Here is a 15236-nt window from a genome sequence, read left to right as displayed (position 1 = left end):
GATTAATAATTGATGGTATCAATGTTTAATCTCGTTTTATGGTTGTTTTTAATTATGATCAATTTTTAATAAAAACGCATATTCCAATGCATCTTCTTTTAGGGATTCAAACCTTCCACTTGCCCCTCCGTGACCTGAGCTCATATCTGTTTTAAAAATCAGAATATTGTTATCGGTTTTCAATTCTCTAAGCTTTGCAGTCCATTTTGCAGGCTCCCAATATTGTACCTGAGAATCGTGGAATCCTGTTGTAATTAATATATTAGGATAATCTTTAGCTTCTACATTATCATAAGGTGAATAATCCTTCATATAATGATAGTATTCCTTGTCATTAGGATTTCCCCATTCGTCGTACTCCCCGGTTGTTAAAGGGATCGTATCATCAAGCATTGTTGTTACCACATCTACAAAAGGAACTTGTGCTACAATACCATTGAATAATTGAGGCTCATAATTCATTACTGCACCTACCAATAATCCTCCGGCACTTCCGCCCATTGCATATAAATGATTGGATGAAGTATAGTTTTCCTTTATAAGATATTTTCCTGCATCTATAAAATCGAAGAAAGTATTTTTCTTGAACAACATTTTTCCGTCTTCATACCATTCTCTTCCCAAATATTCACCACCGCGGATGTGGGCAATAGCATAAATAAAACCACGGTCAAGGATGGAAAGTCTTACATTGGAAAAGCTAGCATCTACAGTGTGGCCATAGCTTCCATATCCATAGAGTAGAAGTGGAGTGTCTGCTGATTTCTTAGTGTCCTTATGGTAGACAAGAGAAATTGGGATTTTTGTTTCTCCGTCTCGGGAATCTGCCCAGATTCTTTCTGAAATATAATTTTCCGGGAAGAAGTTTCCACCCAAAACTTCTTGTTGTTTCAGAAGAGTGGTGGTTTTGTCTTTCATGTTATACTCGTAGGTAGAACTTGGCTGAGTTAGAGAGGTATAACCATAACGTAAAATCTCCGTATCAAATTCAAGATTGATTCCTATATAAGTAGTGTAGGTTGGATCGGAAAAAGGTAAATAGTAAGATTCTTTTGTCTTCTCATCAATAATTTTGATTTGAAGCAATCCCTTTTCTCTTTCTTCTAAAACCAGATAATCTTTGAAGATTTCAAAGCCTTCTAATAATACTTCGGCACGATGAGGGATTACGTCTACCCAATTTTCCATACCACAATTATCGATCTTCGTTTTTACGATTTTAAAATTTGTGGCATCATCAGCATTCGTGATAATGTAGAATTCATCTTCATAATGTTCTACAGAATATTCAAGGTCGTCTATTCTGGGCTGAATAACTTTCCAGTCTGCGAAAACGTTGTCTGCAGGAATGAAATGATGTTCATCGGAAATAGTGCTTGAACTGGCAATAAAAATATATTGTAATGATTTTGTTTTAAAAACATTTACATCAAAAGTGTCATCCTTTTCATGGAAGATAAGTACATCTTCTGCAGGGTCAGTTCCCAGTTTATGTCTGTAAACCTGAAATGCGCGAAGGCTTTTGTCCTTTCTGATATAAAATATATGTTGATTATCATTAGCCCAAACAGCCTTTCCTGTAGTATTCAGGATTTTGTCAGGAAGAATTTCTCCGGTTTTTAAATTTTTGAAGTTTAAAGTATAAATTCTTCTTCCGACATTATCTGAAGAAAAAGAAGTCAGTTCATTATTAGGACTCACAGCTACACTTCCTACTTCAAAGAAATCTTCGCCTTCTGCTAAAGTATTGACATTAAGTATAATTTCCTCCTCATTATCCAAGCTTTTGTACTTTCTGCAGAAGATTGGGTATTCCTTGCCTTCTTCATAGCGTACAATATACCAGTATTCATTGAAGATATAAGGTAAAGATTCGTCATCCTTCTTGTATCGAGCTTTCATTTCTTCGAAGAGCTCTTCCTGAAGCTCTTCAGTGTCTTTCATGATGAATTCTTCGTAAGCATTTTCTTCTTCCAGATATTGAATAACTTCCGGGTTTTCCCTTTCATTAAGCCAGAAATAATTATCAGTTCTTTTGTCGCCGTGGGTTTCTAGTATTTTTTCTATTTTTTTTGCCTGTGGAGCTTTCATCAGAATATTTTATTTTTTGTACGCTTTGATATGCTTTATCAGAACGTACTATTCAATGTTAATTTTTGTTCAAATGTAGTTAAAAAAAAACCATCTTTTCTGTATTGAAAAGATGGTTGAGCTTATTTTTTGTATTAAAGACTATTTGTGTAGTGCCTTAATATATTTTTCAAGAGCCATGGTCATAGAAGGAGTTTCCTTCGTAGGAGCCATTAGATCTACTTTTAATCCGGCTTCTTCAGCAGCAGCTAAAGTGGTGTTTCCGAAAACTCCGATCTTCGTTTCATCTTGTTTGAAGTCTGGGAAATTCTGTTGTAGAGACTTGATTCCTTGTGGACTGAAGAAAATCAACATATCGTAATCTTTAATGTTGATGTCTGTTAAGTCACTACATACAGTACGGTACATGATTGCTCTTGTCCATTCTACATTAGCAGAATCTAAAGTTTTTACAATATCCGGACTTAAAACATCTGAAGATGGCAACAGATATTTTTCAGTAGGAAACTTCTTGAACAGAGGAAGAAGATCTGAGAAGTTTTTCTCCCCAAAGCTGATTTTTCTTTTTCTGTACACGATGTGTTTCTGAAGATAGTTGGCAATAGCTTCCGATTGACAGATATATCTCATTGTATCCGGAACTGCAAAACGCAATTCTTCTGCAAGTCTGAAGTAATGGTCAATAGCATTTTTACTGGTAAAAATGATACCGGTATATTGCGTCAGATCTATTTTCTGAGTTCTGAGTTCTTTATTGTCAACCCCTTCGACGTGGATAAATGGGCGGAAATCAATCTTTATTTTTTCCTTCTTCGCTATATCCAGATATGGAGAAGACTCACTAGGCGCTGGTTGAGAAACCAATATAGACTTTATTCTCATCTTTGACTTTATTAAAAAAATAACAACTTCCAAAGCAGTAATAATGGTGCGATTTGGAGCGTGCAAATATACAAAAATTTATAATACCATTTCTCTGGAAGAATCTTGTTCTTGTGAAATAAATAGAAAAAAACTTTGAAAATGAATACAAAAGAAAAGAAAGAGAAATAGTATAAGAATATTTTATTTCTGTCTATAGGGAAGTAATAATGGGTGACACACAAAATTATCAACAAAAATGACAGGATAAAATAGAACTTTGTCGAGGTGAAGTAGAAAATAGTCCATTTTTTTCCATCTCCGATACTTTGATAGAATAAATAACCCAATGTTGACTTGGTCAGGTAAAAAAAGATTACCGCAATGAGGGTATATCCAAATTTATTAAGCTGATATCCCAAAATCTGCAGGTCTGCAATATATTTCGGAACTACCGGAATGTATTGTGAAATCAAAACAGATAAAGTAAGGGCAATCACACAGGAGGTGATAATCCAGCTCGGGAGATTGTTACTTGCATCAAAATACTTTTGAAGCAGAAAATCTTTAAGACTTGCATCTCTTTCTATAATGTTCATCATGAAAACATATAAAAATATACAGCCTATAAGTATAAAAATGACCCAATCGTTGTTCTCAGGTATTCTTACATGATTGATGTAGTTCGGTGACGATGGCAAATTTTTAAGTTTTTTATTTTTTTATTTAACTATAAATAACACAACTTGGCATAGATTTTCTTTATTGCTTCATCTGCTAAATTTGATGTTAAGCCTTTTTTTCAATTGATTTTGTGCATCATCTAAGATTCTTGATCTCAATTTTTATTTGATCCACGAATCATTGAAAAATTTTTTGCAAAATTATAGATTATTTTGTATAAAATAAAAAGGTTAAATAAACTATCTTTGCAAACTGAAATGAAAAAACTCGTCATAATCCCAACGTATAACGAAAAGGAAAATATTGAAAATATTATTTCCGCGGTTTTTGCATTGGAGGATGACTTTCATATCCTAGTAGTGGATGATTCTTCTCCGGATGGAACAGCTGAAATCGTAAAAGAATTACAAAAGAGGTATCCACATTACCTTCATCTTTCTATAAGACATACAAAAGATGGTTTGGGTAAAGCCTATATTCATGGATTTAAGTGGGCTATCGAAAATAAATACGATTATATTTTTGAAATGGATGCCGATTTTTCGCATAATCCTAATGATCTGCCTAAACTTTTTGAAGCCTGTCTGAATGCTGATATGGCTATTGGATCTCGCTATTCAAAAGGAGTAAATGTGGTGAACTGGCCTATGGGAAGGGTTCTGTTATCTTATTTTGCATCCAAGTATGTAAGATTTATTTTAGGGCTGCCTATCCATGATACAACAGCCGGTTTTGTGTGCTTCTCTCGTAAGGTGTTGGAAGATATAGGATTGGATAATGTAAGATTGAAGGGATATGGGTTTCAGATTGAAATGAAATTCAGAGCTTTTAAAAAAGGCTTTAAAATTGTGGAAGTTCCTATTATATTTACCAATAGGATTTTAGGGGAAAGCAAAATGAACGGTGGAATTATCCATGAAGCTGTTTTTGGTGTGTTAAACTTAAAATGGAAGTCAATCATCAATAGATTATAAAATTAAGCATGACCAATTCTTCCAATAAAAAATATAAAAATAAGCTGATGAAAACTTTGATCCTTGTTTTTGTTTTTCTGGGGCTGTCTTCATGTAGTGATTATATTGATAAGCCTAAAAATCTGGTTGATCAGGATGTGATGGCAGAGATCGTCGCAGACCTTGTGATGAACGATCAGGTTAATTTTATGTATCAGAACAGAAATATGGAAGCGGGTACAAGATTTATTTTAAAATCCCATAATGTAAAACCGGATGACTTTGTTGAAAGTTTTAAATATTATGTGATTAAAGAAGAAATGACAGACATCGCAAATGAAGCACAGCAAATTTTACTGAAAAAAGATCCTAAGGCGGATAAGTATGTAAAAGATAAGCTGAAGCAAACCGAACTAGGAATGCCTCAGAAATAAAATAATGATGACGCAGGGCTGCCCTGCAATGAGAATCGCTGATCGAAGCGAACTAAAAAAGTGTACAGATGAAATTTTTTAATATAGAAAAAACCTCTGAAGGAAAAGCAAGAGCAGGGGAGATCACTACAGATCACGGAAAAATCCAGACTCCTATTTTTATGCCGGTAGGAACTGTTGCCAGTGTAAAGACAGTTCATCAGAGAGAATTAAAAGAAGACATTAAAGCCCAAATTATTTTGGGAAATACGTATCACCTTTACCTTCGTCCAGGAATGGAAACAATGCAAGATGCAGGTGGTTTACATAAATTTATGAACTGGGATCTTCCTATTCTTACTGATTCAGGAGGTTTTCAGGTATTCTCGCTGGCGAGCAACCGAAAAATGACTGAAGAAGGAGCAAGATTTAAATCTCATATTGACGGAAGTTATCACATGTTCTCTCCGGAAAGATCAATGGAGATTCAAAGACAAATCGGAGCTGATATTTTCATGGCTTTCGATGAATGTACTCCCTATCCTTGTGACTATAACCAGGCGAAATCATCAATGGAGCTTACACACCGTTGGCTGAAAAGATGTATCGAATGGACTAATGATAATCCTGAATTATATGGACATAAACAAAGGCTTTTCCCTATTGTTCAAGGATCTACTTATTCAGATTTAAGAAAGATTTCAGCGGAAGTAATTTCTGAAGCTGGAGCAGAAGGAAATGCTATTGGAGGGCTTTCTGTTGGAGAACCTGAAGAAGAAATGTACAGAATTACCGATGAAGTAACAGATATCCTTCCTAAAGAAAAACCAAGATATTTGATGGGGGTGGGAACACCTTGGAATATTCTGGAATCGATTGGATTAGGAATCGATATGATGGATTGTGTTATGCCTACAAGAAATGCCAGAAATGCAATGCTTTTCACATGGCAAGGGGTAATGAACCTTAAAAATGAAAAATGGAAGCGTGATTTTTCGCCTTTGGATGAATTCGGAACCAGCTTTGTGGATCGTGAATATTCAAAAGCATATCTTCGCCACTTGTTTGTATCTAAAGAATATTTAGCAAAGCAAATTGCTTCAATTCATAATCTTGCATTTTACCTAGATCTGGTAAAAGTGGCAAGAGAACATATTATCGCCGGAGATTTCTATGAATGGAAAAACTCCGTAGTACCAGTTCTTAGACAAAGACTATAAGAAGAATATGCTTAAAATCGTAGACAAATATATCATTAAGAAATACCTTGGAACTTTTAGTTTCATGCTGGTACTATTGTCTATAGTGGTGCTTGTCATCGACGTTCAGCAAAAGATCCCAAGAATAGAAAATGCTAAAGCTCTTGATCCAAAACTGGATCTTGGGTATTTTCTCGTGCATTTCTATCCTTTCTGGATTATTAATCTGGTGGTAACCTTCCTTTCCATTCTGGTATTTATTACCGTGATCTATTTCACATCCAGAATGGCAAATAACACTGAAATTGTGGCCATTATCAGTAGTGGTGCCAGTTTTCACAGGTTTTCAAAGCCCTATCTGTATACTTCAATTCTGATTGCTTTAATGGCGCTTGTGGTGTACCATTTGGTGCTTCCCTGGGCGAATATTAAGAAGAATGAACTGGAAGCATATACCTATAATGCAGCCAATAAAGAAAAGATTCTAGGAACAGCTCCTGCCTCTTCGCAATTGAGCAGAACAGAATATATCTTCGTAGATTCCTGGAATAAAAGAGAAAAAAGAGGATCCAGCTTCGTTTACCAAAAATTCGATAAGAATCGAAGAATGGTTTATGAGCTAAAAGCTGGTGAAGTATATTGGGATCAGGTTAAAAAACAGTTCGTTTTAAATAACTATCTGGAAAAAACAATCAATAAAGATAATACCGAAAAGCTTAGTAATGGAGTAGAACTTAGGAAGAACTATAGTCACTCTCCTGAAGAGCTTTTCCCTAATGAGCTTTTAGGACAAAATAAAACAACACCTGAGCTGCTCAAATTTATTGAAAGAGAAAAAGCAAGAGGAAACAGCAACCTGAATTCTTACCTGAATGAGCTTCATCAGAGAACTTCTATGCCCGTTTCCATCATTATTTTGACTTTCCTGGCGCTTTCTTTGTCTTCTCAAAAGAAAAGAGGAGGTTTGGGAATCAATCTTGCGATAGGGATTTCATTGGCCTTCCTTTTTGTCTTCTCATTTGAGGCTTTAAAGGTCGTTTCAGAGAATAAAAGTTTGCCACCGGCTTTGGCGATGTGGCTTCCAAACCTTGTATTTCTTCCGCTTACCCTTTATCTTTACATCAAAAGGGCCAATCAGTAAAGGAGTTTTACTTCTTTGTGATAAAAAGAAGACATGCCGTCTTTTTCCAATTCGATCCAAAGTTCTCCTTTTTCATCTGCATTTCGGATGATGCCATTTTGTCTTTCTTTTTGAATTTCAAAGACTGAGATCTCATCTTTTCGGAATAAACTCTCATTGAATCTGTCCAGGATTTCCTGGTCAGAAGGAACGTTTTTTAGTTTTTCTGATAGAAATTCATGAAAGTGTAAAGTGAAGTCTTCAAGGTCAAATTCCTTGCCTATCTGCGTTAGGAGGGACCCCGCGTTCGAAATTTCCTCAAATTTATCCTGAAGGATATTAATTCCGGTACCTATAATGAAATAACTATTCTGATTAATTTTTTTCTTTTCAATCAAAATTCCCACGATTTTTTTACCTTTAAGGATAATATCATTCGGCCATTTGATTTTTACATCATTATCAGCCAAATTGGCAAGGAAATCTCTGACAATAATTGCGGTATAATAATTGAATATAAAGTCGGAACACACAATGTTTTGAGTATTCACTGCCAGCGTATATGCTAAGTTTTTTCCGGCAGTCTGAGTCCAGACATTTCCATACTGGCCACGGCCTTTAGTTTGATTAAAAGTATGCAATCCGATAAAATCTGAATTTTCGTAAAGTAAAAACTTTGATATTTCGTCATTAGTAGAAGAACATTCTTTTAGATAGAAGAGTTGACTCATTTAAGAAAACTTTAAGACATTAAGGGGGTAAAAGTAAGGTTAAAGTAAAGAAAAAACAATAAATTTGCAGATTATAGTATTTTTTTAATGAATAAAACAGCAGAAAAACAAGCACTAATAGATAAAATCGTTGAAGCACTTCAAGATGTAAAGGGAGAAGATATTATGATCTTTGATCTTTCAAACATTGAAAACTCAGTAGCGGAGACGTTCGTAATATGCAGCGGAAACTCGAATACACAAGTTTCAGCATTAGCAGGAAGTGTAGAGAAAAAAGTGAGAAACGATCTGAAAGACAGACCTTGGCACGTAGAAGGTACAGAAAACTCTATGTGGGTATTGGTAGATTATGTTTCAGTAGTGGTTCACATTTTCCAGAAGGAGGTACGTGAGTATTACGATATCGAAGAACTTTGGGGTGACGCAGTCATTACCAAAATTGAAAATCAATAATAAAAATTTTAAAAAGTCTAAATGAATAACAAAGGATTCAATTGGTTCTTTCCTATTGCAATCATAGCTCTTTTGCTTTTCTTTGGTTCCAATTTCCTTGGCGGAGATACAGCAAAAACTATTGATGAAGATGGTTTCTTTAGAGAAATGCAGGCAGGGAAAGTTCAGAATATAATTATATACAAAGACATTGAGAAAGCTGATGTTTTCCTTACCAAAGAAGCAAAATCAGCAATGGTTAAAACCGGAAAGGAAAATAATCCTTTTTCAGCTTTAGATATGGCTCCTAAAGCAGATTATTCTGTAAAATATGGAGATCTTCAACTTTTCCTTCAGAAATTTGAGCAAATTAAGGCGACAAATCCTGCTATTAAAACAGCTAAAGATTATGGAACCGGAAAAAGTCCTTTCGCGGATATTTTAATCTCCGCATTGATTTGGATTGCTATTCTGGGATTATTCTACTTCCTTCTTTTCAGAAAGATGGGCGGCGGCGGAGGTCCTGGTGGACAGATTTTCTCTATAGGGAAGTCTAAAGCTAAGCTTTTCGACGAAAAAGAAAGAATTCAAGTAACGTTTAAAGATGTTGCAGGATTAGAAGGAGCTAAAGAAGAAGTTCAGGAAGTAGTAGATTTCTTGAAAAACTCTGAAAAATACACGAAATTAGGAGGTAAAATTCCTAAAGGAGTACTTTTAGTAGGGCCTCCGGGGACAGGTAAAACCTTATTGGCTAAAGCTGTTGCAGGAGAAGCTAAAGTTCCGTTCTTCTCACTTTCAGGATCTGATTTCGTGGAAATGTTTGTGGGAGTAGGTGCTTCAAGAGTAAGAGACCTTTTTGCTCAGGCTAAAGCTAAATCTCCAGCAATTATCTTTATTGACGAGATTGATGCAATCGGGCGTGCAAGAGGAAAAAATAATTTCTCTGGCGGAAACGATGAAAGAGAAAATACATTGAACCAGCTTCTTACTGAAATGGATGGTTTCGGAACAGATACGAACGTGATTGTAATGGCTGCCACCAACAGAGCGGATATCCTAGATAAAGCTTTGATGAGAGCAGGACGTTTTGACCGTTCCATCTATGTAGATCTTCCTGAATTACATGAAAGAAGACAGATTCTTGATGTTCACTTAAAGAAAATCAAGCTTGATGATAGTGTAGACAGAGATTTCTTGGCAAAACAAACTCCTGGTTTCAGTGGTGCAGATATCGCTAATTTATGTAATGAAGCGGCACTTATCGCAGCGAGAAACAGTCATGAATTTGTAGTAAAACAAGACTTCCTTGATGCGGTAGACAGAATTATCGGTGGTCTTGAGAAAAAAAATAAAGCGATCAAACCTTCTGAGAAAAGAAGAATTGCATTCCATGAGGCAGGTCACGCAACTGTTTCTTGGCTTACAGAACATGCTTCACCATTGTTGAAGGTAACGATTGTACCAAGAGGCCGTTCTTTAGGAGCAGCATGGTATTTACCGGAAGAAAGACAAATTACAACCACTGAGCAGTTACTTGATGAAATGTGTTCACTTTTAGGAGGTAGAGCCGCAGAACAGGTAGCATTAGGAGATTATTCTACAGGAGCTCAGAATGACCTTGAAAGAGCTTACAAACAAGCGAATTCTATGGTAACAATCTATGGTTTGAGTGAAAAAGTAGGACACGTTTCTTACTATGACAGCTCAGGTCAGTCTGATTATTCATTCTCTAAACCATATTCTGAGAAAACTGCAGAGGTTATTGATGATGAAATCAAGAGATTTGTAAGTGAGCAATATGACAGAGCAATAAGAATTCTTACAGAAAATAAGGATAAATTAGATGCTCTTGCTAATAAACTTTTAGAAAAAGAAGTGATCTTCCGTGAAGACCTTGAAGAGATTTTTGGAAAGAGAGCATGGGATCCTGAATTAACAGAGAAACCAGTGACCAATACGATCCCTGAAAAAGCAGAGCCGGAAGTATTGGATATTCCTCAAATTAAAGAGAAAGAGGATGAAAATGTGATACAGGCTCCTGAAAGCCCAACACAGCTTTAAAAGCCTTTAAAATAGGATAAATAAAACCTGACAATTTTAAAATTGTCAGGTTTTTTCATATTTAAGGAGATATTTTGGAATGTATTGTAATTTATTTTCTATTTTTGTATAAAGTTGACTAAAAATAGATTAAGTTGAATTTATTCAAGAGGATTGTAAGCAAACTTACCAACCAGCCTGAAGAAGAGGAGAAACAGAGCCTGGAGAAGCTTGGGGATTCGCTGAAAAATGCGGATCTTGACTATAAGTTTGCGCAATTATTTACGCATTCGGGAGGATTTTTTAATTATTGTGCAGATGAAGCGGAGGCTCTACAAACTTTAAATCAAATTATCAAAATAGAAGGGATAAGAGACCTTTTTTGTTGGGATAAGGAACTTCAGAACTTTTTAAATGTTGTGAAAACTACTTATACCTCAGAATTGCAGCCGTCAAATGATGCAGCATTCATCACCTGTGAATACCTCATTGCTTATGACGGAAGAATAATGCTTTCCCATAATAATATTCTTCATTATCATTCTTCAAGGCTGCCGGATAGAATTATTATCATAGCCAATGTTTCACAGATTGTAAATAACCTGAATGATGCCATGGGGAAAATAAAAAGAAATGGAAATATAAAGAACCTTACTTCCATCAGCGGAAGCCAGTCCAAAATGGACAGTTCTTCCAATTCCAATACAAAACTGTTTTTATTGTTGCTTGAAGATTAAGCACCCACTTCTAAATTTTAAATCTTGGATAAAAATCTCATTCAAAGAACCCTTTCAGGCCTCGTTTATGTAGCCATTATTATTCTTTGTTCAACTCCGTTAGGAGCACAACTTATCAACAGTGTTTTTCCTGGTCTTATCCAACAGCAGTACCTTTATTATGGACTGATAAGCTTTTTGCTGCTTGTAGGAACCTGGGAATGTGTTAAAATCATGAAGTTCGGAAAAGGCTATGAAAAATGGGTAGTCTATCCATTGGTTATTTTCATATTCTATATTTTTTCCAAACGATATTTTCATCACGACTTCTTCTTTGATTTTAGGTTAAGTGAAATATTAGCTCTGGCGTTGATTGGAATAGCTGTTGTTACTTTATTCAAATTTCCTAACGAATTGTATTTTGATAGTGGTAAGCTGATCTTTACGGTCATTTATGTGGCTCTTCCGTTTAGTTTTGCATTAGGATTACCTAAGTTCTCCAGCTACAGCGATAATTTCTCTTTGGAAGTTCTTTTCCTGTTTATTTTGATCTGGAGTAGCGATACCTTTGCTTACCTTGTAGGAAAGTTCTTTGGAAAACATAAGATGGCTCCTAAAATTTCACCTAAAAAAACATGGGAAGGGTATGCCGGAGGTGTAGTTCTAACCTTAGTATTGTCTTACTTTATTGAGCATTACCAACCTGAACTGAGAGGAAACTGGATGGTTGTAGGATTTTTAATCGCAGCATTTGCTCCTTTGGGTGATTTGGTAGAAAGTCAGTTGAAGAGAAATTTCGGTGTGAAAGACAGTGGAAACATCATTCCCGGACATGGAGGTGTATTAGATAGACTGGATAGTTTTATTATCTGCGTTCCTGTCGTATATTTGTACTTTATTTTAGAAAAATTTATATAGTCTCATGAAATTGCATAGAGAATCAAAAGGAACCATTACGGTAGCAACGATACTTTTCTTGGTATTGGGTGCATTAGCAATCTATTTCCTTAAAATATGGTCTTTGTTGATCATTGTACCTTTATTGGTTATTTACTGTCTTGTATTCTGGTTTTTCAGAGTTCCAAATCGTACTATTCTGGATCATAAAGAGAATGTAATCGCTCCGGTTGACGGAAAAGTAGTAATGATCAAAGAAGTGGAGGAAAATGAATTCATTAAAGGAAAAGCCATTCAGGTTTCTATCTTTATGTCTCCTTTGAACGTTCATATCTGTAGATATCCGGTTACTGGAAAGGTAGTGTATAAAAAATACCATCCCGGAAAGTATCTTGTAGCTTGGCATGAAAAGTCTTCTACAGAGAACGAAAGAACAACGGTGGCAGTTGAAACTTTAACAAACCATAAAGTTGTTTTCAGACAGATTGCAGGATATGTAGCCAGAAGGATCGTATTCTATTGTAATGAAGGAGATCAGGCAAAAGCTGGGCATGAGTTCGGATTTATTAAATTCGGGTCAAGAATGGACGTATTCCTGCCTTTGGATACTGAAATTGTTTGTAAGATCGGAGATATTACCAAAGGAGGTTTGGATGTTATCGCTAAATTAAAACATTAAGAATTATTATTATCATAATGAAGACTGTTCTGAAAAGAGCGGTCTTTTTTGTTTCTAACATCTCATGATGTGGATGATTTACACAAAAATTACTAATAAAAAAACGGGAACTTATCCCGTTTTTACTGTTGATATATGTTTGAAGATTCCTCTTCTTTAATCTAAGCCTTAATATATGGCTTTATTTCATCTAATAAGCTTAATATAAACTCTACCGGTAAATCTTCTTCCACATCAATTAAAAGAATCTTAAACTTCTTTCTTCCGTCCTGTGTCAGTTCCGGATAATCCAGTTTGTCACCATGATAAAAACTGAGGGAATGTTTTTTGTATTTTTTGCTGTAATAGAAATAGCACAGCATTTTCTTTTTATACTTTATGAAGGGAAGACCAAAGCTCAATGTTTCTGTCAGATGTTCAGGATCTGACGCTAAGATGGTCTCCCTTAAAAAAAGAAGAGTACTTCTTTCAGGCTCTTCGATTCTGTAGAAATACTCTTGTATAGGATTCATTTTTATGTTGATTTAAAAATAATTAGTCAAAATTTTGAAGTTCAACAAGCTTGTTGTACATTCCTTTTTTAGCAATAAGCTCATGGTGGGTTCCCTGTTCTACAATGGTTCCTTTTTCCATTACTACAATCCAGTCTGCTTTTTGAATGGTTGAGAGACGGTGAGCAATCACTAATGAAGTTCTGTTTTCCATCATTTTCTCCAGAGCGTCCTGTACAAACCTTTCAGATTCAGTATCCAGGGCTGAAGTAGCTTCGTCCAGAATCATGATTGGTGGGTTTTTCAATACAGCTCTTGCAATAGAAACCCTTTGCTTCTGACCTCCGGAAAGTTTGTTTCCGTCATCTCCGATGTTCGTGTCGTATCCTTCAGAAAGCCCAGTAATAAATGTATCTGCATTGGCGATTTTAGCGGCTGCAATCACTTCTTCTCTGGTAGCATTAGGTTTACCCATCAAAATATTATTGTAAACCGAATCATTGAATAATACAGATTCCTGGGTTACCATTCCCAGAAGTTGACGGTATTCCTGTAATTTTAAATGTTTGATATCTACACCGTCAATCAGGATTTCTCCTTCAGAAACATCATAAAATCTTGCTAACAGATTGGCGATGGTTGTTTTTCCACTTCCACTTTGTCCTACCAATGCAACTGTTTTCCCTTTAGGAATCGTTAAATCAAAGTTTTTAAGGATCAGATTAGCCTTATCATAATAGAATCCAATATTTTTGAATTCAATGTTATTATTAAGAGTTGAAATAGAAACCGGTTCTGCAATTTCTTCGATTTTTACATCTGCATCCAGAATTTCCAATACCCTTTTCAGAGAAGCTTCTCCTTTCTGTACATTCGAAATAGATGTAGATAAACTCTTTGCAGGAGGAAGAATCTGGAAGAACATTCCCAGGAATACTAAGAAACCTGCAGGGGAAAGACTTTGTTCAACAATGATTTGTTTTCCTCCGTACCATGCAATGATCAAGAAAGTAATAGATCCTAGAAATTCACTCATTGGCGATGCCAGTTCTTTCTTTCTTCCTAAGCTGATTGAGCTGGAAATCCATTTGTTCATAGACTTCATAAAACGGTTGTCCATGATCTTTTCTGCATTAAAGATTTTAATAACCTTTGAAGATTTTAGGGTTTCATCTACAATAGAAAAGATCGTTCCCATTTCATGCTGGGCTTCATGAGAATCTTTTTTAAGACTTTTACCGATCAATGCAATCATTGTTCCCATTACAGGTAATACCAATAAAGAGAAAAGGGTCATTTCCGGGCTTACAATAAATAAAGAGATCAGAGTACTGATTAGCATAAACGGAGCATTGATTAATTCAACCAAACTCCCCAGGATGTTTCCTTCCACTTCCCCTACGTCATTAGACATACGAGACATCATATCACCTTTTCTGCTTTCTGTAAAGAAGGAAACCGGTAAAGAAAGTATCTTTCTGTACATGGCACCACGAAGATCCTTGGTAACACCTACACGATAGTTAATTAAAAGAAATGCACCAAGATATCTGAAAATATTTCTTAAAAGGAACATAAAGGCTGTAATGATACAAAGCCAAGCCAGTACTTTTAAAGAACCATATTGAGCAACCAATGATTGTATATAATAATTGGCATAATCTTTTGCATAAGTGAAGAAATCCAGAAGTTCCCCTGAATATACCGGAGCTACAGTTTTTTCTGTCTTAATCGTTCCGAAAAGCATTCCTAAAACTGGTAAAATAGTTCCTAGTGAAGCAATCTGAAACAGAGAATACAGAATGTTGAAAAATAAACTTCCGTAGATATATTTTTGATGGGGTTTCGCGAACCTCAGAATTTTTTTATACTCATTCATTCAATGAAAAATTTGGATAGCAAAATTACATAATTTTAAAAGATAAGACG

At 35.4% G+C, this 15236-nt stretch carries 15 protein-coding genes; 9 read left to right on the top strand and 6 right to left on the bottom strand.

All coding sequences use genetic code 11. From position 1 onward, the window contains the following. Positions 1-48 precede the first annotated feature (48 nt). The 3 genes from GTR01_RS06885 to GTR01_RS06875 all read right to left on the bottom strand — a co-directional run bounded on the left by GTR01_RS06885 (position 49) and on the right by GTR01_RS06875 (position 3653). Entirely contained in the window at positions 49-2091 is a 2043-nt protein-coding gene (locus GTR01_RS06885) for a S9 family peptidase (protein ID WP_160137127.1), read from the bottom strand. A 141-nt stretch (positions 2092-2232) separates the two neighbouring features. Next, on the bottom strand, positions 2233-2973 hold the full coding sequence (locus GTR01_RS06880; protein ID WP_034721908.1) for a uroporphyrinogen-III synthase: 741 nt from the start codon (positions 2971-2973) through the stop codon (positions 2233-2235). A gap of 11 nt (positions 2974-2984) precedes the next feature. Then, entirely contained in the window at positions 2985-3653 is a 669-nt protein-coding gene (locus GTR01_RS06875) for a DUF4271 domain-containing protein (protein ID WP_160137126.1), read from the bottom strand. A gap of 240 nt (positions 3654-3893) precedes the next feature. Between GTR01_RS06875 and GTR01_RS06870 the strand changes: the two genes are divergently transcribed. From GTR01_RS06870 to GTR01_RS06855, 4 genes are all read left to right on the top strand, one after another. Next, entirely contained in the window at positions 3894-4610 is a 717-nt protein-coding gene (locus tag GTR01_RS06870) for a polyprenol monophosphomannose synthase (RefSeq protein WP_160137125.1), read from the top strand. Positions 4611-4657: 47 nt separating this feature from the next. Next, positions 4658-5023, top strand: coding sequence for a DUF4296 domain-containing protein (locus GTR01_RS06865; RefSeq protein WP_160137124.1), 366 nt, complete (start codon positions 4658-4660; stop codon positions 5021-5023). Between the two features lie 68 nt (positions 5024-5091). Next, positions 5092-6222 carry a tRNA guanosine(34) transglycosylase Tgt gene (gene tgt / locus GTR01_RS06860; protein WP_160137123.1) on the top strand — a complete coding sequence of 377 codons (1131 nt, stop codon included), beginning with the start codon at positions 5092-5094 and terminating at the stop codon, positions 6220-6222. A 7-nt stretch (positions 6223-6229) separates the two neighbouring features. Then, positions 6230-7342 carry an LptF/LptG family permease gene (locus tag GTR01_RS06855; RefSeq protein ID WP_160137122.1) on the top strand — a complete coding sequence of 371 codons (1113 nt, stop codon included), beginning with the start codon at positions 6230-6232 and terminating at the stop codon, positions 7340-7342. Here GTR01_RS06855 and GTR01_RS06850 read toward each other — a convergent pair. Next, positions 7336-8052, bottom strand: coding sequence for a biotin--[acetyl-CoA-carboxylase] ligase (locus tag GTR01_RS06850; protein ID WP_160137121.1), 717 nt, complete (start codon positions 8050-8052; stop codon positions 7336-7338). The genes GTR01_RS06855 and GTR01_RS06850 overlap by 7 nt on opposite strands. 87 nt (positions 8053-8139) lie before the next feature. On the opposite strand from GTR01_RS06850, the gene rsfS reads away from it, so the two are divergent. The 5 genes from rsfS (at position 8140) to GTR01_RS06825 (ending at position 12816) form a co-directional block, all read left to right on the top strand. Further along, positions 8140-8505, top strand: a complete 366-nt coding sequence (rsfS, locus tag GTR01_RS06845) for a ribosome silencing factor (protein WP_160137120.1) — start codon at positions 8140-8142, stop codon at positions 8503-8505. A gap of 21 nt (positions 8506-8526) precedes the next feature. After that, on the top strand, positions 8527-10545 hold the full coding sequence (ftsH, locus tag GTR01_RS06840) for an ATP-dependent zinc metalloprotease FtsH (protein WP_160137119.1): 2019 nt from the start codon (positions 8527-8529) through the stop codon (positions 10543-10545). 134 nt (positions 10546-10679) lie between these two features. Next, positions 10680-11261, top strand: coding sequence for an LUD domain-containing protein (locus GTR01_RS06835; protein WP_185155100.1), 582 nt, complete (start codon positions 10680-10682; stop codon positions 11259-11261). A gap of 24 nt (positions 11262-11285) precedes the next feature. Further along, positions 11286-12158 carry a phosphatidate cytidylyltransferase gene (locus tag GTR01_RS06830; RefSeq protein ID WP_160137118.1) on the top strand — a complete coding sequence of 291 codons (873 nt, stop codon included), beginning with the start codon at positions 11286-11288 and terminating at the stop codon, positions 12156-12158. A gap of 4 nt (positions 12159-12162) precedes the next feature. Beyond that, on the top strand, positions 12163-12816 hold the full coding sequence (locus tag GTR01_RS06825; RefSeq protein WP_160137117.1) for a phosphatidylserine decarboxylase family protein: 654 nt from the start codon (positions 12163-12165) through the stop codon (positions 12814-12816). A 161-nt stretch (positions 12817-12977) separates the two neighbouring features. On the opposite strand, the gene GTR01_RS06820 is transcribed toward GTR01_RS06825, so the two are convergent. After that, positions 12978-13328, bottom strand: coding sequence for a DUF1801 domain-containing protein (locus tag GTR01_RS06820; protein ID WP_160137116.1), 351 nt, complete (start codon positions 13326-13328; stop codon positions 12978-12980). A gap of 22 nt (positions 13329-13350) precedes the next feature. Then, on the bottom strand, positions 13351-15186 hold the full coding sequence (locus GTR01_RS06815) for an ABC transporter ATP-binding protein (RefSeq protein ID WP_160137115.1): 1836 nt from the start codon (positions 15184-15186) through the stop codon (positions 13351-13353). Positions 15187-15236: the final 50 nt, after the last annotated feature.

Origin of the sequence: Chryseobacterium sp. c4a, assembly GCF_009900745.1 — a bacterium.
In the GTDB taxonomy this organism is placed as follows: domain Bacteria; phylum Bacteroidota; class Bacteroidia; order Flavobacteriales; family Weeksellaceae; genus Chryseobacterium.
This window is presented reverse-complemented; position numbering and strand designations above follow the sequence as displayed.

Excerpts from the sequence above, each read along its gene's own strand:
- GTR01_RS06885 (WP_160137127.1), bottom strand. The coding sequence starts at position 2,091 with ATGAAAGCTCCACAGGCAAAAAAAATAGAAAAAATACTAGAAACCCAC.
- GTR01_RS06880 (WP_034721908.1), bottom strand. The coding sequence starts at position 2,973 with ATGAGAATAAAGTCTATATTGGTTTCTCAACCAGCGCCTAGTGAGTCT.
- GTR01_RS06870 (WP_160137125.1), top strand. The coding sequence starts at position 3,894 with ATGAAAAAACTCGTCATAATCCCAACGTATAACGAAAAGGAAAATATT.
- GTR01_RS06865 (WP_160137124.1), top strand. The coding sequence starts at position 4,658 with ATGAAAACTTTGATCCTTGTTTTTGTTTTTCTGGGGCTGTCTTCATGT.
- tgt (WP_160137123.1), top strand. The coding sequence starts at position 5,092 with ATGAAATTTTTTAATATAGAAAAAACCTCTGAAGGAAAAGCAAGAGCA.
- GTR01_RS06855 (WP_160137122.1), top strand. The coding sequence starts at position 6,230 with ATGCTTAAAATCGTAGACAAATATATCATTAAGAAATACCTTGGAACT.
- GTR01_RS06850 (WP_160137121.1), bottom strand. The coding sequence starts at position 8,052 with ATGAGTCAACTCTTCTATCTAAAAGAATGTTCTTCTACTAATGACGAA.
- rsfS (WP_160137120.1), top strand. The coding sequence starts at position 8,140 with ATGAATAAAACAGCAGAAAAACAAGCACTAATAGATAAAATCGTTGAA.
- ftsH (WP_160137119.1), top strand. The coding sequence starts at position 8,527 with ATGAATAACAAAGGATTCAATTGGTTCTTTCCTATTGCAATCATAGCT.
- GTR01_RS06825 (WP_160137117.1), top strand. The coding sequence starts at position 12,163 with ATGAAATTGCATAGAGAATCAAAAGGAACCATTACGGTAGCAACGATA.
- GTR01_RS06820 (WP_160137116.1), bottom strand. The coding sequence starts at position 13,328 with ATGAATCCTATACAAGAGTATTTCTACAGAATCGAAGAGCCTGAAAGA.
- GTR01_RS06815 (WP_160137115.1), bottom strand. The coding sequence starts at position 15,186 with ATGAATGAGTATAAAAAAATTCTGAGGTTCGCGAAACCCCATCAAAAA.